Consider the following 19,454-nt stretch of genomic DNA (forward strand, 5'->3'; position numbering starts at 1 on the left):
ATAACCTGACTGCCCTGTCGCAGGCTGAGTTATTTACTTCCCCCCAGGGGATTCATAAGGAATGTTAAATGGAAGATTTGAACGTTGTCGATAGCATCAACCACGCCGGGACGTGGCTGGCACGCAACCAGGAGCTGCTGCTGAGCTATGCCGTCAACATCGTCGCGGCTATCGCTATCCTGATCGTCGGGATGATCGTGGCGCGCGTCGTCTCTAATACCGTCAACCGCCTGATGCTGGCGCGTAAAATTGACGCTACCGTGGCCGATTTTCTCTCTGCGCTGGTGCGCTATGCGGTTATCGCCTTTACGCTGATTGCCGCCCTGGGGCGGGTAGGCGTGCAGACCGCCTCGGTGATTGCGGTGCTGGGTGCTGCCGGTTTGGCGGTGGGTTTAGCGCTGCAGGGATCGCTGTCGAACCTTGCCGCAGGCGTACTGCTGGTGATGTTCCGCCCGTTCCGCGCTGGCGAGTATGTCGACCTTGGCGGCGTGGCAGGTACGGTGTTGAACGTGCAGATTTTCTCCACCACCCTGCGTACCGCGGACGGTAAAGTAGTGGTGGTCCCGAACGGGAAAATCATCGCCGGCAATATCATTAACTTCTCCCGGGAGCCTGCGCGTCGCAATGAGTTTATTATCGGCGTCGCTTACGATGCTGATATCGACAAGGTAAAGCAGCTGCTGACCTCGATTATCGAATCTGACGATCGAATTCTGCGCGATCGGGAAATGACCGTTCGTCTGAACGAACTCGGCGCCTCGTCGGTGAACTTCGTGGTGCGCGTGTGGAGCAAAAGCAGCGATCTGCAAAACGTCTACTGGGATATCCTCGAGCGTATCAAGCGTGAATTTGACGCCAACGGCATCAGCTTCCCTTACCCGCAGATGGATGTTCATGTGGTGCGCCTGCCGGAAAAAGCAGAGTAAACCGCCTCTCAATAACTTAGGCCGGCCATGCCGGCCTTTTTCAATAGCTCATCATTAGTTGTTCTAATTAATGATTAATTCTTTCAATTTCCGCTAATAATTCATTCGCGCTATAGTCAGCGCCACTCTCGAACTCGGCGGATAAATCCTTATGTTTACTTATTACTTTCAGGGGCTTGCCCTGGGAGCGGCTATGATATTGCCGCTTGGCCCTCAAAATGCCTTTGTGATGAATCAGGGGATCCGTCGTCAGTATCATCTGATGATTGCCCTGCTATGCGCGGTCAGCGACTTGCTGTTAATCTGCGCTGGCATTTTCGGCGGTAGCGCACTGCTGATGCAATCCCCGTGGCTGCTGGCGCTAGTGACCTGGGGCGGCGTGGCCTTTTTGCTGTGGTATGGCTTCGGCGCATTGAAAACGGCGTTCAGTCAGAGTCTTGAACTCGCCAATGCAGAGGTAATGCAGCAGGGGCGCTGGAAAATCATTATCACCATGCTGGCGGTGACCTGGCTTAACCCGCACGTTTATCTGGACACCTTTGTGGTGTTAGGCAGCCTGGGAGGTCAGCTGGCGGTGGAGCCGAAGCGCTGGTTTGCGCTAGGGACCATTAGCGCCTCTTTCCTGTGGTTCTTTGGCCTGGCGCTGTTAGCCGCCTGGCTGGCGCCGCGACTGCGTACCGCCAGAGCTCAGCGGATCATCAATATTGTGGTCGGCGCCGTCATGTGGTTTATTGCGTTTCAGCTGGCAAGAGAAGGCGTCAGCCATATCCAGGCGTTGCTTAACTAAGCGTTGTCCGATGGACTTTCCTGCTGTACGCGCTAAGCTTGCTGGCATGCGTCCCGTAAGGGCGATTTAAGTAACATGGAGAAACGACAGTGAAGTTAAAAGTCTTAGCCCTGGCGGCAACACTCGGATTGACCACGATGGCGGCACAGGCCAGCGAATTGCCGGATGGCCCGCACATTGTGACTTCAGGCACAGCAAGCGTTGCCGCGGTTCCGGACATCGCCACCCTGGCGATCGAAGTGAACGTGTCGGCAAAAGACGCCGCGTCGGCAAAAAAACAGGCTGACGATCGCGTTGCGCAATATCTCTCTTTCCTCGAAAAGAGCGGTATTGCTAAAAAGGACATCAACTCGGCGAATCTGCGTACCCAGCCTGATTACGACTATCAGAACGGGAAAAGCATTCTGAAAGGCTATCGCGCGGTGCGCACAGTGGAAGTGACCTTGCGCCAGCTGGATAAACTCAACGGTCTGCTGGATGGCGCCCTGAAAGCGGGTCTCAACGAGATTCGCTCCGTCTCGCTGGGCGTTGCGCAACCGGACGCCTACAAAGATAAAGCGCGTAAAGCGGCGATCGACGACGCCGTGCATCAGGCGCAGGAGCTGGCCGCAGGCTTCCACAGCAAGCTGGGTCCGGTGTACAGCGTGCGCTACCATGTCTCCAACTATCAGCCGAGCCCGATGGTTCGCATGATGAAGGCCGCTGACGCTGCGCCGGTTTCTGCCCAGGAAACCTACGAGCAGGCGACTATCCAGTTTGACGACCAGGTCGATGTAGTCTTTGAGCTGCAGCCGGCGCAAGCCGCTGCTCCAGCCACCCCGGCGAAACCGGCGGAAACGCCGAAACCGGCCCAGTAAGCGATAGAAACAAAAAAGCCACTTCAGCGAAGTGGCTTTTTTATGCCCGCGGTTTAATCCTGACGCAGCACCTTGTGTCCGTAGTCAATGAGCGCATCGGTCACCCGGCGCATCATGCGGCTTTCCGGGGCGAAGCGGTGCCAGTAGAGCATGCGGCGCTGGAACAGGCCCGGGGTGAGATCGATAAGTTCGCCGCTGTTGAGCTCTTTTTCGATCTGCAGATGCGGGATCATACAGCAGGTGGTGCCCTGGCGCGCCAGCTGCACGAAAGCTTCCGACGAGTTGACGATGTGGCAGGGGACGCTGCCCGGCGGCAGGTCGAAGTTTTGCTGCAGGAACGCCTGATGCATATCGTCCAGATGGTCGAAGGCGACGACCGGCGCCTTAAGCAGCGCCGAACGCGTCACGCCATTCGGGAAATAGCGTTGCGCAAACTCTTTTGATGCGACAAACAGGTAATCGAGCGCCCCCAGCTGATCCACCAGGCAGCTTGGCAGCGCCTGCGGCTGGATACTCACTGCGCCCACTACTTCGCCACGGCGCAGGCGCTCCTGGGTGCGGGTTTCATCTTCCACCTGCAGGTTGAGACGAATAGGGGAGTCTGACAGAACGTTGGCCAGCGCCGGCAGCAGCCAGGTCGCCAGACTGTCGGCGTTCACCGCCAGCGACAGCAGCAGCGGCGTCGAGCCGGTTTGTTCATCGCCCAGCCACTCTTCCTCCAGCAGTTCAACCTGGCGCAACAGAGCCAGCAGTTTCTGTCCTTGCTCGGTGGGGCGCGGCGGCACGGTACGCACCAGCAGCGGCTGGCCGAACATATTTTCCAACTGCTTAATACGCTGTGAGACGGCGGACTGGGTAATACATAGCTTCTGCGCGGCGCGCTCAAATCCTCGTTCCCTAATCACCGCATCCAGCGCTTGTAGTGTCCTGTAGTCCGGTCGTTTCATTATTCTGGCGTGCCCCCATAACTAATCGTTATCTCGCACTATGACATAAATTTTTATTTGATACAGACGAAATTGGTCTGTTCAGTTGTGTGATCTGCATCGCAGGGACATTTCCACTATCGATGTTCTATAATGCGCCACAGGCATTCACATCTCGGACCAGAATTATGACGCAGGATGAACTGAAAAAAGCGGTAGGTTGGGCAGCACTGCAATATGTACAGCCAGGGACTATTGTCGGCGTAGGCACCGGCTCGACGGCGGCCCATTTTATTGACGCGCTGGGCACCATGAAGGGGCAGATCGAAGGGGCGGTTTCCAGCTCCGACGCCTCCACCGAGAAGCTGAAAAGCCTCGGGATCACCGTCTTCGATCTTAACAGCGTCGATCGCCTGGGGATCTATGTTGACGGCGCGGATGAGATCAACGGCCATATGCAGATGATCAAAGGCGGCGGCGCGGCGCTGACCCGTGAAAAGATCATCGCCTCGGTCGCGGATAAATTTATCTGCATCGCCGACGCCTCCAAGCAGGTCGATATTCTGGGCAAGTTCCCGCTGCCGGTGGAAGTCATTCCGATGGCGCGCAGCGCCGTGGCGCGTCAGCTGGTCAAGCTGGGCGGCCGTCCAGAGTACCGTCAGGGCGTGGTGACCGATAACGGCAACGTGATCCTTGACGTGCACGGCCTGGAAATTCTCGATGCGATCGCGCTGGAAAACGCGATCAACGGTATTCCTGGCGTCGTCACCGTGGGGCTGTTCGCCAACCGTGGCGCCGACGTGGCGCTGATTGGTACTGCCGACGGCGTGAAGACCATCGTAAAATAGTCTGTCCGCAGGGAGCCGACCGGCTCCCTCGCAAATATTTTTTCACCAGGTGCAATTTGGTGACTTCTGTCACATTTATGCAACCATTCTGATTTACACGCTACCATTTCTTCTCTTTCTGGTGTTTTGTCCTGCGATTTCCCTCTGGATGACATTTCTTCAGGACGGCGACGCAAACGTTCATATTGCCGCGATAGTTTTTTTTGATATGTTGCTGAGACGAACTTTCGTTCAGCACGACATCAGTTAAGACAAAACAGGACGGGGAAATGGCTAAGGTATCACTGGAAAAAGACAAGATTAAATTTCTGCTGGTTGAAGGTGTGCATCAAAAGGCAATCGATAGCCTTCGCGCAGCGGGTTACACCAACATTGAATTTCATAAAGGCGCGCTGGATTCAGAACAGCTGAAAGCGTCGATCCGTGATGCCCATTTCATCGGCCTGCGTTCCCGTACCCATCTGACTGAAGAGATTTTCGCCGCAGCGGAAAAACTGGTTGCCGTCGGTTGCTTCTGCATCGGGACCAACCAGGTCGATCTGAACGCCGCTGCGAAGCGCGGTATTCCGGTGTTTAACGCGCCGTTCTCTAACACCCGCTCGGTGGCCGAGTTGGTGATCGGCGAACTGCTGCTGATGCTGCGCGGCGTGCCGGAAGCCAACGCCAAAGCGCACCGCGGGGTGTGGAACAAGCAGGCGGTCGGCAGCTTCGAAGCGCGTGGTAAAAAGCTGGGCATCATCGGTTACGGCCACATCGGTACCCAGCTTGGCATTCTGGCGGAATCGCTGGGAATGCACGTCTTCTTCTATGATATTGAAAACAAACTGCCGCTCGGCAACGCCACTCAGGTACAGCATCTCTCCGACCTGCTGAACATGAGCGATGTGGTCAGCCTGCACGTGCCGGAAAACGCCTCTACCAAAAATATGATGGGCGCGGAAGAACTGGCGCTGATGAAGCCGGGCGCGCTGCTGATCAACGCTTCCCGTGGTACCGTGGTGGACATTCCGGCGCTATGCGATGCGCTGGCCAGTAAGCATCTGGCCGGGGCGGCTATCGACGTCTTCCCGACTGAACCTGCGACCAACAGCGACCCCTTCACTTCGCCGCTGTGCGAGTTTGATAACGTGATCCTCACACCGCATATCGGTGGCTCCACTCAGGAAGCGCAGGAGAACATCGGTCTGGAAGTAGCTGGCAAGCTGGCGAAATACTCTGACAACGGGTCAACCCTGTCGGCAGTTAACTTCCCGGAAGTTTCTCTACCGCTGCACGGCGGCCGTCGTCTGCTGCATATCCATGAGAACCGGCCGGGCGTCCTGACCGCAATCAACCAAATCTTCGCCGCGCAGAGCATCAACATTGCCGCCCAGTATCTGCAAACGTCGCCGCAGATGGGCTACGTGGTGATTGATATTGAAGCGGAAGAAGATGTTGCCCAGCAGGCGCTGCAGGCAATGAAAGCGATCCCGGGGACTATCCGCGCCCGTCTGCTGTTCTAATCATTTTTGCCTCTCGGGCAGGTCGCGTACCTGCCCGTTTTTTTGTTAATACTTTCCAGGCTGAATTTCTCGTCCCCGCGTACCTACCAACACCAGGTTTTTCCCGGGGTGATGACCGCCGGCAGCGGGATATCCCACTCTTCGCTCGGCAGGCTATCCACCTGCTGGCAGTCGTGCGCGTAGCCCACCGGCTGCAGGCGATACTGCTGCCAGTTTTGCAGCGTCCGGTCGTAAAAACCGCCGCCCATTCCCAGCCGTTGGCCACTGACATCGAAGGCCACCAGCGGGGTCACCAGCACATCGAGTTCAGCCAGCGGCAGCACATCCCGCACATCGAGCTTCGGTTCGCGGATCTTCAGGCGATTCACGATCAGTTGGCTCTGCGGATGGTAGTGTAAAAACAGCAGATTGCCGGGGCTAAAGGGATGCAGCACCGGGAGATATACCCGCTTGCCGGCGCGCCAGAGCTGGTCGATCAGCGGCTGGGTGTCCAGCTCGCCGTCAAAGGAGAGAAACAGCGCCACGTTGTGAGCGAGAACTATCGGCGGCCAGGCCATCATCCGCTCGGCGGCCTGTTGGGCAAACAGGCGCTGTTGCTCCGGGCTGAGTGCGCGTCGACGATCGCGGATCTGCTGGCGAATATGCTGACGGGAGAGCAGGGTATCGGGCTGTATAGTCATGCAGGTCTCGTTACGAGCTGGCGAAACAATAGGAGCAAGTGTAATACAGGGCGGCTTCAGCCGAAAACACGTATGGGGGATGATGCGAAGTAAAGAAGGGAATCTCCGAGATGCCGCCGCAGGCTGTAACCCTTGAACCCTTGGTTCAAGGTGAATATGTCGTCACGGTTTTAAGGCTTCTCGGACGAACCGAGCATGCTCACCAACCGTGGAGCGCCACATTCTTGTGGTATGAAATATCGGCTCAGGGGACTGGCCCGCTTGCAAACATCTCAGAGAAATTTTGTTCTTGCGATTACTCTAACACAGTTAACTGCAAAGTGTTATTCAAACTTCGACCCTGGCTTTTCGCTTATGCGACCTTGCTCAAGCAATGCTTGTTCGATGGTCTGCTGAAGCATGCGAATGCGCTGCTCCATGCTGGAAGCGTAGTCGCGGGTCTTCGCTTTTTCCTGAGTCAACTCATAGCTGATGTTCAACGCCGCGATGAAGACCAGCTGCTCAGTATTTGTGACTCTAGTGCGTTCTTTTAAATCTTGCAACCGCTGATTAAGGTCTTCAGCTGCCTGATTCAGGGCATCCCTTTGTTCAGGCGGGCAATTCACTCGCAGTGAACGGCCGAAAATTTGGAGATCTACGGGTTGTGCAGACATGCCACCTTCCTGCTGATTGACTGCGCTGCCTTCACACCCTGGCCCGGGTCTGCGAAGGGGCGACACTATAGCTACCCTGGTGCGAAGATACAAGCCCTATTCTGGTTCACCAGGGTCCAAAGTGGTAGCATACCATGAATATTCCTCCCAACGATGACGAATGCGCATGTCTATACAGAACGAAATGCCTGGTTACAACGATGTAGACCAGTTACTGAACCAACAAGGGGTAGGTCTCACCCCGGCCGAAATGCACGGTTTGATCAGCGGATTGCTGTGCGGCGGCAACACGGACAGCAGCTGGCAGCCGCTGGTGCACGACCTGACCAACGAAGGTCTCGCCTTTGGCCATGAACTGGCTCAGGCGCTGCGTAACATGCATTCCGCCATCAGCGATTCACTGGATGACGACGGTTTCCTCTTTCAACTGTATCTGCCGGAAGGCGATGCGGTGAGCGTCTTTGACCGTGCCGACGCCCTCGCCGGTTGGGTCAACCACTTCCTGCTTGGTCTTGGCGTTAGCCAGCCGAAGCTGGATAAAGTGAAGGATGAAACCGGGGAAGCGATTGACGATCTGCGTAATATTGCCCAGCTGGGCTACGATGAAGACGAAGATCAGGAAGAGCTGGAGATGTCTCTGGAGGAGATTATCGAGTATGTCCGCGTTGCCGCACTGCTGTGCCACGACACCTTTGCCCGTCAGCAGCCAACCGCACCGGAAGTCCGCAAACCGACATTACACTAACTAAAATTCGTTCAGGGGGCGTCATGACTCAGCAGGAATTTCTATCGCGTCGCCAGACGCTGTTGGCGCAGATGCAGCCAGGCAGCGCGGCGCTGATTTTCGCCGCACCGGAAGCGGTGCGCAGTGCAGATTCGGAATATCCCTACCGGCAGAACAGCGATTTCTGGTACTTCACCGGCTTTAACGAACCGGAAGCGCTGCTGGTGTTGATTAAAAGCGATGAAACCCACAACCATAGCGTGCTGTTCAACCGGGTTCGCGATCTGACCGCTGAGATCTGGTTTGGACGCCGTCTGGGCCAGGAGGCCGCGCCGGCGAAGCTTGGCGTCGACCGGGCGCTGGCGTTCAGCGAAATCAACCAGCAGCTGTATCAGCTGCTCAACGGTCTGGACGCGATCTACTTCGCCCAGGGTGAATATGCCTATGCCGATGAGATTGTGTTCAACGCCCTCGAAAAACTGCGCAAAGGCTCGCGCCAGAATCTGCAGGCGCCGAACTCGGTTATCGACTGGCGGCCCATTGTGCATGAGATGCGCCTGTTTAAATCCGCGGAAGAGCTTGCCGTGATGCGCCGCGCCGGGGAGATCACCGCGCTGGCCCATACCCGGGCGATGGAAAAATGCCGCCCTGGCATGTTCGAATATCAGCTGGAAGGTGAAATTCTCCATGAATTCAACCGCCACGGGGCACGTTTCCCCTCCTATAACACCATCGTTGGCGGCGGCGAAAACGGCTGTATTCTGCACTACACCGAAAACGAATCTGAACTGCGCGACGGCGATTTAGTCCTGATTGACGCCGGCTGCGAGTATCGCGGCTATGCCGGGGACATTACCCGCACCTTCCCGGTAAACGGTAAATTTACCCAGCCGCAGCGCGAGATCTACGACATTGTGCTCGAATCGCTGGAGACCGCGCTGAAATTCTATCGGCCGGGCACCTCGATCTGTCAGGTCAACCAGGAAGTGGTGCGCATTATGATTACCGGCCTGGTGCGGCTGGGGATCCTGAAAGGCGAGATTGACGAGCTTATCGCCAACAACGCCCACCGCCCGTACTTTATGCATGGCCTGAGCCACTGGCTGGGTCTGGATGTGCACGATGTCGGTAATTACGACACCGACCGTTCGCGCATCCTGGAGCCGGGAATGGTGCTGACCGTCGAGCCGGGACTGTATATCGCCACCGATGCCGACGTGCCGGCGCAGTATCGCGGCATCGGCATCCGTATTGAAGATGACATCGTGATTACCGAAGACGGTAACGAAAATCTCACCGCCGGCGTGGTGAAGAAGGCGGATGAGATCGAGGCGCTGATGGCGGCGGCGCGCCAGTCATGAGCGTGCTGATCGTCGGGGGCGGGATGACCGGGGCGACGCTCGCGCTGGCCATCTCCCGTTTGACCGGCGGCGCGCTGCCGGTCCACCTCATTGAAGCGCAGGATCCGCATTCGTCACGCCACCCTGGCTTTGACGACCGGGCGATCGCCCTGGCTGCGGGCACCTGCCAGCAGCTGGCGCGTATCGGTATCTGGCAACGCCTCGCCGAACGCGCGACGCCCATCCAGCGAGTACACGTCAGCGACCGCGGTCATGCCGGGTTTGTGAATCTGGCGGCGGCGGATTATGGCCTGTCGGCGCTGGGCCAGGTGGTTGAACTCCACGATGTCGGCCAGCGGCTGTTTGGTCTGCTGCGCGAGGCGCCGGGCGTCACGCTGCACTGTCCGGCGAAAGTGGAAGCGGTCAGTCGCAGCCAGGAGAGCGTCAGCCTTACGCTTGAGGGCGGCGAAATCATTAACGGTAAGCTGCTGGTGGCGGCGGACGGTTCCCGTTCGGCACTGGGCGCCCGCTGCGGCATCAGCTGGCAGCAGCAGCCGTATGAGCAGATAGCGATCATTGCTAACGTCAGCACCGCGTTGCCCCACGAAGGTCGCGCCTTCGAGCGCTTTACCGAGCATGGCCCGCTGGCGATGCTGCCGATGTCGCAAGGGCGCTGCTCGCTGGTGTGGTGTCATCCGCAGTCGCGCCGCGATGAGGTGCAGAGCTGGTCTGACGAACGCTTTTGTCAGGAGCTGCAGCAGGCGTTCGGCTGGCGGCTGGGGCGTATTACCCACGCCGGGAAGCGCAGCGTCTATCCGCTGGCCCTCACCACCGCCAGCCGCGCGGTGTCGCACCGCCTGGCGCTGGTCGGCAACGCGGCGCAGACGCTGCACCCGATCGCCGGGCAGGGCTTTAATCTCGGCCTGCGCGATGTGATGAGCCTGGCGGAATTACTCGCTGACGCCCATCTCAGCGGCGAAGATGTCGGTCATTATCCGCTGCTGTGCCGCTATCAGGCGCGCAGGGCAGGGGATAAAGCCGCCACCATCGGCGTGACCGATGGGCTGGTGCATCTGTTTGCCAACCGTTGGGCGCCGCTGGTGGCGGGGCGCAACGTCGGTCTGATGGCGATGGAATTATTTACCCCGGCGCGCGATGCGCTGGCGCAGCGTACCCTCGGTTGGGTTCCCCGTTAAGGAGTAGAACGTGCAAAGTGTTGATGTTGCCATTGTTGGCGGTGGAATGGTGGGGCTGGTGGTAGCCTGCGGTCTACAGGGTAGCGGCCTGCGCGTCGCAGTGCTGGAGAAAGCAGAGCCGCGACCGCTGGCCGCCGATGCGCCGCCGGCGCTGCGCGTTTCGGCAATTAATGCCGCCAGCGAAAAGCTGCTGACGAAGCTGGACGTCTGGCGCGAGATCGTCGCCCAGCGGGCCAGCTGCTATCACGGTATGGAAGTGTGGGATAAAGACAGCTTTGGCCACATTAGCTTCGATGACCAGAGCATGGGCTTTAGCCACCTTGGCTATATTATCGAAAATGCCGTAGTGCATCATGCATTGTGGCAGAAGGCGCAGCGTTGCGCTGACGTTACCCTGCTGGCTCCGGCGGAACTTCAGCAGGTGGCGTGGGGCGAGAATGAAGCCTTTCTCAGCCTGCAGGACGGCAGCATGCTGACCGCGCGGCTGGTGATCGGCGCCGATGGTGCCAATTCATGGCTGCGCAATAAAGCCGATATTCCGCTGACCTTCTGGGATTACCATCATCATGCGTTGGTGGCGACCATCCGTACCGCTGAGCCGCATCAGGCGGTGGCCCGCCAGGCGTTCCATGGCGACGGGATCCTCGCCTTCCTGCCGCTCAGCGATCCGCACCTGTGCTCGATCGTCTGGTCGCTGTCGCCGGGGGAAGCGCAGCGGATGCAGCAGGCTGATGAAACCACCTTCAACCAGGCGCTGAATATCGCGTTCGATAATCGCCTTGGCCTCTGCCAGCTGGCAAGTGAACGTGAAGTTTTCCCGCTGACCGGCCGCTATGCCCGTCAGTTTGCCGCCCATCGACTGGCGCTGGTCGGCGATGCCGCGCATACCATCCATCCGCTGGCCGGGCAGGGGGTCAACCTCGGTTTTATGGATGCCGCCGAGCTTATTGACGAGCTGAAGCGCCTGCACGCTCAGGGCAAAGATATCGGCCAGCATCTTTATCTGCGCCGCTACGAGCGCAGCCGCAAGCACAGCGCGGCGCTGATGCTGGCGGGCATGCAGGGCTTCCGCGAAATGTTCTCCGGGAGCCATCCGGCGAAGAAATTTCTTCGCGATGTGGGACTCAAACTGGCCGATACGCTGCCGGGCGTGAAACCGCAGCTGATTCGCCAGGCGATGGGCCTCAACGATCTGCCTGCCTGGTTACGTTAACCGCGTCACACTTCTTTCACCCGGCCTGGGCGCCGGGTTTTCCCCCTCATTTGAAATATTCTAATTTCACCTCTTTTTTCGCATTAGATTTATTAATGCGTCCTTTTTTTTGTTAAAGAAATTAGAGCCGTAAAATCGCATAAAACACCATCATTACCTAATTGTCGCGCCGTTAATGTTAATTTTATGTGGCGTAAATCGCTTTTTTCCAGTCAATAACTCTGTAGGCTTTTCGGCGGATTTTAGCCATAAGCTAATGTGATGCCCTGAATGAGCTTATGGTTTAGCGCCGGGTTCGGTGGTAAGTTCAGGCCAAAGAGAACGTTTGCGTCGGCGTCCGTCAGCGATGCCGACGCCGAATTTCGTGGCGCAAAATCGCCGACAATTTCGTGGCTGGTTCCGTTTTATTCGATGAGGAAAAGATGGCTCAACAGACTCCGTTGTATGAACAACACACGCTGTGCGGCGCGCGCATGGTGGATTTCCATGGCTGGATGATGCCGCTGCATTACGGGTCCCAGATTGATGAGCACCATGCGGTGCGCGGCGATGCAGGGATGTTCGATGTGTCGCATATGACCATCGTCGATTTCCACGGCAGCCGGATCCGCGAGTTCTTGCGCTATTTGCTGGCCAACGATGTGGCGAAGCTCACCACCCCAGGCAAAGCGCTCTACACCGGCATGCTGACCGCCTCCGCCGGCGTCATCGACGACCTGATTGTCTATTTCCTTTCTGAAGATTATTTCCGCCTCGTTGTTAACTCCGCCACCCGCGAAAAAGACCTCGCCTGGATCTCCGAACAAGCTGAACCTTACGGCCTTGAAATTACCGTTCGCGACGATCTGTCGCTGATCGCGGTGCAGGGCCCCCAGGCGAAAGCGAAGGCGGCGACGCTGTTTACCGACGCTCAGCGTCAGGCCGTGGAAGGCATGAAGCCGTTCTTCGGCGTGCAGGCCGGCGACCTGTTTATCGCCACCACCGGCTATACCGGCGAAGCGGGTTATGAAATTGCGATGCCGAACGAGCAGGCGGCTGATTTCTGGCGCGGTCTGCTGGACGCTGGCGTTAAGCCGTGCGGTCTTGGCGCGCGCGACACCCTGCGCCTGGAGGCTGGGATGAACTTGTACGGCCAGGAGATGGACGAAGGCGTTTCCCCGCTGGCGGCGAACATGGGCTGGACTATCGCCTGGGAGCCCGCCGATCGTAACTTCATCGGCCGCGAAGCGCTGGAGATGCAGCGTGAAAAAGGCACCGAGCAGCTGGTTGGCCTGGTGATGACCGAGAAAGGCGTCCTGCGCGGTGGTCTGCCGGTCCGTTTTACCGATCGCGACGGTAATCAAAAAGAAGGCATTATCACCAGCGGCACCTTCTCGCCGACGCTGGGCTACAGCATCGCGCTGGCTCGCGTGCCGGCCGGGATTGGCGACACCGCGGTGGTGCAAATCCGTAACCGTGAAATGCCGGTAAAAGTGACTAAACCTGGTTTTGTACGCAATGGCAAAGCCATTGTGTGATTTCCCTTTTTTGGAGATGAATTGATGAGCAACGTACCAGCAGAACTGAAATACAGCAAAGAACACGAGTGGCTGCGTAAAGAAGCGGACGGTACCTATACCGTAGGGATCACCGAGCACGCGCAGGAGCTGCTTGGCGATATGGTTTTCGTTGACCTGCCGGAAGTGGGCGCCACCGTTGAAGCGGGCGCCGATTGCGCGGTTGCCGAATCCGTGAAGGCGGCCTCCGATATCTACGCGCCGATTAGCGGTGAAATCGTTGCCGTCAACGAAGAGCTGAACGACTCTCCGGAACTGGTCAACAGCGACCCGTATACCGACGGCTGGATCTTCAAGATCAAAGCCAGCGACGAAGCGCAGGTTGCCGCGCTGCTGGATGCCGCCGCGTATGAAGCTTTACTGGAAGACGAATAAATACGCTTCATCCTTCACGCTGCAGGGGCGTTGGCTTCCTGGCTCCCCCCGGTCACTTACTTTTGTAAGCTCCCGGGGAGTCGCTGTGTCGCCGCCTTCCTGCAACGCGAATGATTTTGCGTATTCTGGCCCGGTAAGCATCAGCGCTTGCCGGGCAAACCAGTCAGACAACCACGATTCACCGCACGTTTCAGGAACCATCGCTCATGACTCAGACTTTAAGTCAGCTTGAAAACCGCGACGCCTTTATTGAACGTCACATTGGCCCGGACGCTCAGCAGCAGCAAGAGATGCTGAAGACCGTCGGCGCGGATTCGCTTAACGCCCTGATCGGCCAGATTGTGCCGCAGGATATCCAGCTGGCGACCCCACCGCAGGTGGGCGACGCGACTACCGAATTCGCCGCGCTGGCGGAGCTGAAGGCGATTGCCAGTCGCAACAAGCGCTTCAAGTCTTACATCGGCATGGGCTATACCGCCGTGCAGCTGCCGCCGGTCATTCAGCGCAACATGCTGGAAAACCCGGGCTGGTATACCGCCTATACCCCTTACCAGCCGGAAGTATCCCAGGGCCGTCTGGAGTCGCTGCTCAACTTCCAGCAGGTCACTCTGGATCTGACCGGGTTGGATATCGCTTCCGCTTCGCTGCTTGATGAAGCCACCGCCGCCGCCGAAGCGATGGCGATGGCCAAACGCGTCAGTAAACTGAAGAGCGCCAACCGCTTCTTCGTTGCCGCCGATGTCCATCCGCAAACCCTGGACGTGGTGCGCACCCGCGCGGAAACCTTCGGCTTCGAGGTGATCGTTGATGACGCCGACAAAGTGCTCGATCATCAGGATGTCTTCGGCGTGCTGCTGCAGCAGGTGGGCACCACCGGCGAAATCCACGATTACAGCAAACTGATCGCCGAGCTGAAAGCGCGCAAAGTGATTGTCAGCGTCGCTGCCGACTTTATGGCGCTGGTGCTGCTGACGGCGCCGGGCAAGCAGGGCGCGGATATCGTTTTCGGTTCCGCCCAACGCTTCGGCGTGCCAATGGGCTACGGCGGCCCGCACGCAGCCTTCTTCGCGGCGAAAGATGAATTCAAACGCTCCATGCCGGGCCGGATTATCGGCGTATCGAAAGATGCGGCGGGGAATACCGCGCTGCGCATGGCGATGCAGACTCGCGAGCAGCACATCCGCCGTGAGAAAGCGAACTCCAACATTTGTACCTCGCAGGTGCTGCTGGCCAACATCGCCAGCCTGTACGCGGTATTCCACGGCCCGGCGGGTCTGAAACGTATCGCTGGTCGCATTCATCGTCTGACCGACATTCTGGCCGACGGCCTGCAGAAGAAAGGGCTGAAGCTGCGCCATGCCCACTACTTCGACACCCTGTGCGTCGAAGTGGCAGATAAAGCCGCGGTGCTGGCGCGTGCCGAAGCCCTGCAGATTAACCTGCGCAGCGATATTCACGGCGCGGTGGGCATTACGCTCGATGAAGCGACCACCCGCGAAGATGTGCTGAACCTGTTCCGCGCTATCGTCGGCGACGATCACGGTCTGGATATCGATACCCTGGATAAAGACGTGGCGCTGGATAGCCGTTCGATCCCGGCGGCGATGCTGCGCGACGATGCGATCCTCACCCATCCGGTGTTTAACCGCTACCATAGCGAAACCGAGATGATGCGCTACATGCACGCCCTGGAGCGTAAAGATCTGGCGCTGAACCAGGCGATGATCCCGCTGGGCTCCTGCACCATGAAACTGAACGCCGCGGCGGAGATGATCCCGATCACCTGGCCGGAATTCGCCGAGCTGCACCCGTTCTGCCCGGTCGAGCAGGCGGAAGGGTATCAGCAGATGATCGCCCAGCTTTCCGACTGGCTGGTGAAACTGACCGGCTATGACGCCGTCTGCATGCAGCCGAACTCCGGCGCGCAGGGTGAATATGCTGGCCTGCTGGCGATTCGCCATTATCACGAGAGCCGCAACGAAGGCCATCGCGATATCTGCCTGATCCCTAGCTCCGCGCACGGCACCAACCCGGCTTCCGCGCAGATGGCGGGTATGCAGGTAGTGGTCGTTGCCTGTGATAAAAACGGCAACATCGATCTCGCCGATCTGCGTGAAAAAGCAGAGCAGGCGGGGGCCAATCTCTCCTGCATCATGGTCACCTATCCGTCGACCCACGGCGTGTATGAAGAGACCATTCGCGAAGTGTGCGAGATCGTGCACCAGTTTGGCGGCCAGGTTTATCTCGACGGCGCCAACATGAACGCCCAGGTCGGGATCACCTCTCCGGGCTTTATCGGCGCCGACGTTTCGCACCTCAACCTGCATAAAACGTTCTGCATTCCGCACGGCGGCGGCGGCCCGGGCATGGGCCCAATCGGCGTAAAAGCGCACCTGGCGCCGTTCGTGCCGGGCCACAGCGTGGTACAGATTGAAGGTATGCTGACCCGCCAGGGCGCGGTTTCCGCCGCGCCGTTCGGCAGCGCTTCCATTCTGCCGATCAGCTGGATGTATATCCGCATGATGGGCGCGGAAGGGCTGAAGCAGGCGAGCCAGAACGCGATCCTTAACGCCAACTACATCGCTACCCGGCTGAAAGACGCCTACCCGGTGCTCTACACCGGTCGCGATGGTCGCGTAGCGCACGAATGTATTCTCGATATTCGTCCGCTGAAAGAAGAGACCGGCATTAGCGAGCTGGATATCGCCAAGCGCCTGATCGACTTTGGCTTCCATGCCCCGACCATGTCTTTCCCGGTAGCGGGGACGCTGATGGTTGAGCCGACGGAATCGGAAAGCAAGGTCGAGCTGGACCGCTTTATCGACGCGATGCTGGCGATCCGCGCGGAAATCGACCGCGTCAAAGCCGGCGAATGGCCGTTGGAGGATAACCCTCTGGTGAACGCGCCGCACACCCAGGGCGAGCTGGTGGGCGAGTGGAACCATCCGTACAGCCGCGAGCTGGCGGTATTCCCGGCAGGGTTGCACAACAAGTACTGGCCGACGGTGAAACGTCTGGATGATGTCTACGGCGACCGCAACCTGTTCTGCTCCTGCGTACCGATGAGCGAATACCAGTAAGTTTGCGTTTTAGCTAAACTTTTAAAGGCGCTGCGGCGCCTTTATTTTTTTGGAGGGAAGGTATGGGAATAGCTCTTATTAGCGGCGCGAGCCGCGGCATAGGCCGGGCGACGGCGCTGCTGCTGGCGCAGGAAGGATATACCGTGGCGGTCAATTACCATCACAACATTAACGCCGCCACCGAGGTGGTGAATACCATTGTGGCGTCTGGCGGCAAAGCCACGGCGCTGCGGGCGGACATCAGCGATGAAGCGCAGGTGATGGCGATGTTTGAGGCGATCGACCGCATGGGCGAGCCGCTGACGGCGCTGGTCAACAACGCCGGGATCCTGTTTACCCAGTGTACGGTGGAGAGCCTGAGCGCCGAGCGTATTAACCGCGTGCTGGCCACCAACGTCACCGGTTATTTCCTCTGCTGTCGCGAGGCGGTAAAGCGCATGTCACATCGACATGGCGGCAAGGGCGGGGCGATAGTTAACGTGTCGTCGGCGGCGTCGCGCCTTGGCGCGCCGGGGGAGTACGTTGACTATGCCGCGTCGAAAGGGGCGGTAGATACCCTGACTACCGGGCTGGCGCTGGAGGTGGCGGCGCAGGGGATCCGGGTCAACGGCGTGCGTCCGGGGCTGATTTATACCGAGATGCACGCCTCCGGCGGTGAACCGGGACGCGTGGATCGAGTGAAAGGTTCGCTACCGATGCAGCGCGGCGGCCAGCCGGAAGAGGTCGCTCAGGCCATTGCCTGGCTGCTGAGCGACAAAGCGTCGTATGTGACGGGCAGTTTCCTCGAACTGGCGGGCGGTAAATAACCCGTAGATGTCTATTGCCCGGCGGCGCTTCGCTTGTCGGGGAAACCTTCCCGGATGGCGGCTACGCCTTATCCGGGTTACCCAACGATGCGTACCCGTAGCCCGGCGGCGCAGCGCGAGCCGGGGAAACCTTCCCGGATGGCGGCTACGCCTTATCCGGGCTACCCAACGATGCGTACCCGTAGCCCGGCTGAGCGCAGCGCTTGCCGGGGAAACCTTCCCGGATGGCGGCTACGCCTTATCCGGGCTACCCAACGATGCGTACCCGTAGCCCGGCTGAGCGCTGCGCTTGCCTGGGAAACTTTCCCGGATGGCGGCTACGCCTTATCCGGGCTAGCCAACGATGCGTACCCGTAGCCCGGCTGAGCGCAGCGCTTGCCGGGGAAACCTTCCCGGATAGCGGCTACGCCTTATCCGGGCTACCCAACGATGCGTACCCGTAGCCCGGCTGAGCGCAGCGCGAGCCGGGGAAACCTTCCCGGATAGCAGCTACGCCTTATCCGGGTTACCCAACGATGCGTACCTGTAGCCCGGCTGAGCGCAGCGCTTGCCTGGGAAACCTTGCCGGATGGCGGCTACGCCTTATCCGGGCTACCCAACGATGCGTACCCGTAGCCCGGCTGAGCGCTGCGCTTGCCTGGGAAACCTTGCCGGATGGCGGCTACGCCTTATCCGGGCTACCCAACGATGCGTACCCGTAGCCCGGCTGAGCGCAGCGCGAGCCGGGTAACCTTCCCGGATAGCGGCTACGCCTTATCCGGGTTACTCAACGATGCGTACCCGTAGCCCGGCTGAGCGCAGCGCGAGCCGGGTAACCTTCCCGGATGGCGGTTACGCCTTATCCGGGCTACCCAACGATGCGAGCCGGGAACCCGACGGTCTACCAGGAGGCCAGCCACAGCCTCAGGCGCATTCCCCAACTGCTGGTCCAGCCGGTGGTGACCGACTTCACCTCGCCTTGAGAAATGAACACCAGCGTTGGCGTCACCTGCACGTCCCACTGCCGCGCCAGCTGGCCGCTCGGATCATTCACCGTCGGCAGCGCCATTTTCTTCCTGGTCAACCACTTCTCAAGCGTGGCGCTATCGCCGGAACGCAGGGCTACCGTCAGCACATTGCCGCCGTCGGCGGCAAGAGATGCCACCGACGGCGTGGTATAGCGACAAACTCCGCACCAGGTCGCCCAGACGTACAGCAGCAGCGGCTTTTGCTGGCTCATAGCGTTCAGATCCAGCGTCCTGCCGTCGAGTGTCTGCAGCGATGTGGCGCTGAAGTTTTGCGGTAGCGCGGGCTGGCGAAAATAATCCACCGCCAGGCTCACCGCCGCGCCAATCAGCAGCCACACCGCCAGCTCGCGCAGCCAGCGCCTGATTTTACTGGCCACGGGCTTTCGCCAGCTGTTCTTTCACCAGCCCCTCCAGCTCATCAGCAGGGATTGCGCCGGCCACCATCTGATCGCCGATGATGGTCGCCGGGGTGCCCTGAATATTCAGCACCTGCGACAAAATCAGGTTCATTTTTAGCGAATCCATGGTCTTGTCATCAATATTCACGCTATCGGTGGCGGTTTTCTTCTGCGCGGCGGCGATGCTGGCGTCATCGTGATAGCCTTTTTTCGCCATCAGCCGCTGATGCAGCGCCCAGAACTTATCGGGCTGCTGACGCCAGGTGGAGAGCGCGGCTTTAGCGGCATTCACTGAACTCTGCCCTTTAAACGGCAGCAGCTTAACGATGAGCTGGATGTCCGGATTATCGTGGACGATTTTTTCCAGCATCGGATCAAACTGTTTGCAGTAAGGGCAGTTGTAATCGGTAAACGAGACGATTGTGAGTTTTGGCTCTTTCGCGCCGGTGCGCGGGCTATTCGGATCGTTAAACAGCAGCTGGACTAACTGGTCATTACCGTTCGATTGTGGTTCTTCCGCCGGGGCGGCGAAGCTGAAGGCCGATACGCACAGCAGTAATAAGGCGCTGATAGCTCTCAT

General features: G+C 58.9%; 20 protein-coding genes and 1 other RNA gene. 15 read left to right on the forward strand and 6 right to left on the reverse strand.

Annotated features, from left to right (window positions below; translation table 11 throughout):
- The first annotated feature begins 68 nt into the window (after positions 1-68).
- From OHJ17_RS04035 to OHJ17_RS04045, 3 genes are all read left to right on the forward strand, one after another.
- Complete coding sequence (locus OHJ17_RS04035; protein WP_002916504.1) at positions 69-926, forward strand: small-conductance mechanosensitive channel MscS; 858 nt, start codon at positions 69-71, stop codon at positions 924-926.
- Positions 927-1,077: 151 nt separating this feature from the next.
- Positions 1,078-1,713 carry an arginine exporter ArgO gene (gene argO / locus OHJ17_RS04040; protein ID WP_004144747.1) on the forward strand — a complete coding sequence of 212 codons (636 nt, stop codon included), beginning with the start codon at positions 1,078-1,080 and terminating at the stop codon, positions 1,711-1,713.
- Positions 1,714-1,802: 89 nt separating this feature from the next.
- Positions 1,803-2,570, forward strand: a complete 768-nt coding sequence (locus OHJ17_RS04045) for an oxidative stress defense protein (RefSeq protein ID WP_002916499.1) — start codon at positions 1,803-1,805, stop codon at positions 2,568-2,570.
- A gap of 53 nt (positions 2,571-2,623) precedes the next feature.
- Here OHJ17_RS04045 and argP read toward each other — a convergent pair whose 3' ends face one another.
- Positions 2,624-3,517, reverse strand: a complete 894-nt coding sequence (argP, locus tag OHJ17_RS04050) for a DNA-binding transcriptional regulator ArgP (RefSeq protein ID WP_002916497.1) — start codon at positions 3,515-3,517, stop codon at positions 2,624-2,626.
- A 167-nt stretch (positions 3,518-3,684) separates the two neighbouring features.
- Here argP and rpiA point away from each other — a divergent pair, with 167 nt between their 5' ends.
- Both rpiA and serA read left to right on the forward strand, forming a co-directional pair.
- Positions 3,685-4,344: a ribose-5-phosphate isomerase RpiA gene (gene rpiA / locus OHJ17_RS04055; RefSeq protein ID WP_002916495.1), complete on the forward strand. Its 660-nt coding sequence runs from the start codon at positions 3,685-3,687 to the stop codon at positions 4,342-4,344.
- Positions 4,345-4,613: 269 nt separating this feature from the next.
- Positions 4,614-5,846: a phosphoglycerate dehydrogenase gene (serA, locus tag OHJ17_RS04060; protein ID WP_002916493.1), complete on the forward strand. Its 1,233-nt coding sequence runs from the start codon at positions 4,614-4,616 to the stop codon at positions 5,844-5,846.
- Positions 5,847-5,929: 83 nt separating this feature from the next.
- On the opposite strand, the gene OHJ17_RS04065 is transcribed toward serA, so the two are convergent.
- The 3 genes from OHJ17_RS04065 to zapA all read right to left on the reverse strand — a co-directional run bounded on the left by OHJ17_RS04065 (position 5,930) and on the right by zapA (position 7,179).
- On the reverse strand, positions 5,930-6,526 hold the full coding sequence (locus OHJ17_RS04065) for a 5-formyltetrahydrofolate cyclo-ligase (RefSeq protein ID WP_004144746.1): 597 nt from the start codon (positions 6,524-6,526) through the stop codon (positions 5,930-5,932).
- A gap of 98 nt (positions 6,527-6,624) precedes the next feature.
- Positions 6,625-6,808, reverse strand: a non-coding RNA gene (gene ssrS, locus OHJ17_RS04070) — 6S RNA.
- A 41-nt stretch (positions 6,809-6,849) separates the two neighbouring features.
- Positions 6,850-7,179, reverse strand: coding sequence for a cell division protein ZapA (zapA, locus tag OHJ17_RS04075; RefSeq protein WP_002916488.1), 330 nt, complete (start codon positions 7,177-7,179; stop codon positions 6,850-6,852).
- A 166-nt stretch (positions 7,180-7,345) separates the two neighbouring features.
- On the opposite strand from zapA, the gene OHJ17_RS04080 reads away from it, so the two are divergent.
- The 10 genes from OHJ17_RS04080 to OHJ17_RS04125 all read left to right on the forward strand — a co-directional run bounded on the left by OHJ17_RS04080 (position 7,346) and on the right by OHJ17_RS04125 (position 18,255).
- Positions 7,346-7,924 carry a YecA/YgfB family protein gene (locus tag OHJ17_RS04080; protein ID WP_002916486.1) on the forward strand — a complete coding sequence of 193 codons (579 nt, stop codon included), beginning with the start codon at positions 7,346-7,348 and terminating at the stop codon, positions 7,922-7,924.
- Positions 7,925-7,947: 23 nt separating this feature from the next.
- Positions 7,948-9,264 (forward strand): Xaa-Pro aminopeptidase, encoded by a 1,317-nt coding sequence (gene pepP, locus OHJ17_RS04085; protein ID WP_032417592.1) that lies wholly within the window; start codon positions 7,948-7,950, stop codon positions 9,262-9,264.
- Positions 9,261-10,439, forward strand: a complete 1,179-nt coding sequence (ubiH, locus tag OHJ17_RS04090) for a 2-octaprenyl-6-methoxyphenyl hydroxylase (protein ID WP_002916482.1) — start codon at positions 9,261-9,263, stop codon at positions 10,437-10,439. The genes pepP and ubiH overlap by 4 nt, the downstream gene beginning before the upstream one ends.
- 10 nt (positions 10,440-10,449) lie before the next feature.
- Positions 10,450-11,652, forward strand: coding sequence for an FAD-dependent 2-octaprenylphenol hydroxylase (ubiI, locus tag OHJ17_RS04095; protein ID WP_032433519.1), 1,203 nt, complete (start codon positions 10,450-10,452; stop codon positions 11,650-11,652).
- A 422-nt stretch (positions 11,653-12,074) separates the two neighbouring features.
- Positions 12,075-13,169: a glycine cleavage system aminomethyltransferase GcvT gene (gcvT, locus tag OHJ17_RS04100; protein WP_032433518.1), complete on the forward strand. Its 1,095-nt coding sequence runs from the start codon at positions 12,075-12,077 to the stop codon at positions 13,167-13,169.
- 24 nt (positions 13,170-13,193) lie between these two features.
- Positions 13,194-13,583, forward strand: a complete 390-nt coding sequence (gcvH, locus tag OHJ17_RS04105; RefSeq protein ID WP_002916479.1) for a glycine cleavage system protein GcvH — start codon at positions 13,194-13,196, stop codon at positions 13,581-13,583.
- Between the two features lie 206 nt (positions 13,584-13,789).
- Entirely contained in the window at positions 13,790-16,663 is a 2,874-nt protein-coding gene (gene gcvP / locus OHJ17_RS04110) for an aminomethyl-transferring glycine dehydrogenase (RefSeq protein ID WP_023313619.1), read from the forward strand.
- Positions 16,664-16,725: 62 nt separating this feature from the next.
- Positions 16,726-17,469 (forward strand): SDR family oxidoreductase, encoded by a 744-nt coding sequence (locus OHJ17_RS04115; protein WP_004174442.1) that lies wholly within the window; start codon positions 16,726-16,728, stop codon positions 17,467-17,469.
- 54 nt (positions 17,470-17,523) lie between these two features.
- On the forward strand, positions 17,524-17,826 hold the full coding sequence (locus OHJ17_RS04120; RefSeq protein ID WP_124103178.1) for a hypothetical protein: 303 nt from the start codon (positions 17,524-17,526) through the stop codon (positions 17,824-17,826).
- A 297-nt stretch (positions 17,827-18,123) separates the two neighbouring features.
- Positions 18,124-18,255 (forward strand): hypothetical protein, encoded by a 132-nt coding sequence (locus OHJ17_RS04125; RefSeq protein ID WP_255069851.1) that lies wholly within the window; start codon positions 18,124-18,126, stop codon positions 18,253-18,255.
- 94 nt (positions 18,256-18,349) lie between these two features.
- Here OHJ17_RS04125 and OHJ17_RS04130 read toward each other — a convergent pair whose 3' ends face one another.
- A complete protein-coding gene (locus OHJ17_RS04130; RefSeq protein WP_032433517.1) occupies positions 18,350-18,853 on the reverse strand; it encodes a protein disulfide oxidoreductase in 504 nt (167 codons plus the stop codon).
- Complete coding sequence (locus tag OHJ17_RS04135; protein WP_032433516.1) at positions 18,843-19,454, reverse strand: DsbA family protein; 612 nt, start codon at positions 19,452-19,454, stop codon at positions 18,843-18,845. The genes OHJ17_RS04130 and OHJ17_RS04135 overlap by 11 nt, the downstream gene beginning before the upstream one ends.

Origin of the sequence: Klebsiella sp. KP20-425-1 (assembly GCF_025813515.1) — a bacterium.
GTDB lineage: Bacteria > Pseudomonadota > Gammaproteobacteria > Enterobacterales > Enterobacteriaceae > Klebsiella > Klebsiella pneumoniae.

Bases quoted from the DNA above. Each gene is read 5' to 3' on its own strand.
- OHJ17_RS04035 (WP_002916504.1), top strand. From the start codon at position 69: ATGGAAGATTTGAACGTTGTCGATAGCATCAACCACGCCGGGACGTGG.
- argO (WP_004144747.1), top strand. From the start codon at position 1,078: ATGTTTACTTATTACTTTCAGGGGCTTGCCCTGGGAGCGGCTATGATA.
- argP (WP_002916497.1), bottom strand. From the start codon at position 3,517: ATGAAACGACCGGACTACAGGACACTACAAGCGCTGGATGCGGTGATT.
- rpiA (WP_002916495.1), top strand. From the start codon at position 3,685: ATGACGCAGGATGAACTGAAAAAAGCGGTAGGTTGGGCAGCACTGCAA.
- serA (WP_002916493.1), top strand. From the start codon at position 4,614: ATGGCTAAGGTATCACTGGAAAAAGACAAGATTAAATTTCTGCTGGTT.
- OHJ17_RS04065 (WP_004144746.1), bottom strand. From the start codon at position 6,526: ATGACTATACAGCCCGATACCCTGCTCTCCCGTCAGCATATTCGCCAG.
- zapA (WP_002916488.1), bottom strand. From the start codon at position 7,179: ATGTCTGCACAACCCGTAGATCTCCAAATTTTCGGCCGTTCACTGCGA.
- OHJ17_RS04080 (WP_002916486.1), top strand. From the start codon at position 7,346: ATGTCTATACAGAACGAAATGCCTGGTTACAACGATGTAGACCAGTTA.
- pepP (WP_032417592.1), top strand. From the start codon at position 7,948: ATGACTCAGCAGGAATTTCTATCGCGTCGCCAGACGCTGTTGGCGCAG.
- ubiH (WP_002916482.1), top strand. From the start codon at position 9,261: ATGAGCGTGCTGATCGTCGGGGGCGGGATGACCGGGGCGACGCTCGCG.
- gcvT (WP_032433518.1), top strand. From the start codon at position 12,075: ATGGCTCAACAGACTCCGTTGTATGAACAACACACGCTGTGCGGCGCG.
- gcvH (WP_002916479.1), top strand. From the start codon at position 13,194: ATGAGCAACGTACCAGCAGAACTGAAATACAGCAAAGAACACGAGTGG.
- gcvP (WP_023313619.1), top strand. From the start codon at position 13,790: ATGACTCAGACTTTAAGTCAGCTTGAAAACCGCGACGCCTTTATTGAA.
- OHJ17_RS04115 (WP_004174442.1), top strand. From the start codon at position 16,726: ATGGGAATAGCTCTTATTAGCGGCGCGAGCCGCGGCATAGGCCGGGCG.
- OHJ17_RS04120 (WP_124103178.1), top strand. From the start codon at position 17,524: ATGGCGGCTACGCCTTATCCGGGTTACCCAACGATGCGTACCCGTAGC.
- OHJ17_RS04125 (WP_255069851.1), top strand. From the start codon at position 18,124: ATGGCGGCTACGCCTTATCCGGGCTACCCAACGATGCGTACCCGTAGC.
- OHJ17_RS04135 (WP_032433516.1), bottom strand. From the start codon at position 19,454: ATGAGAGCTATCAGCGCCTTATTACTGCTGTGCGTATCGGCCTTCAGC.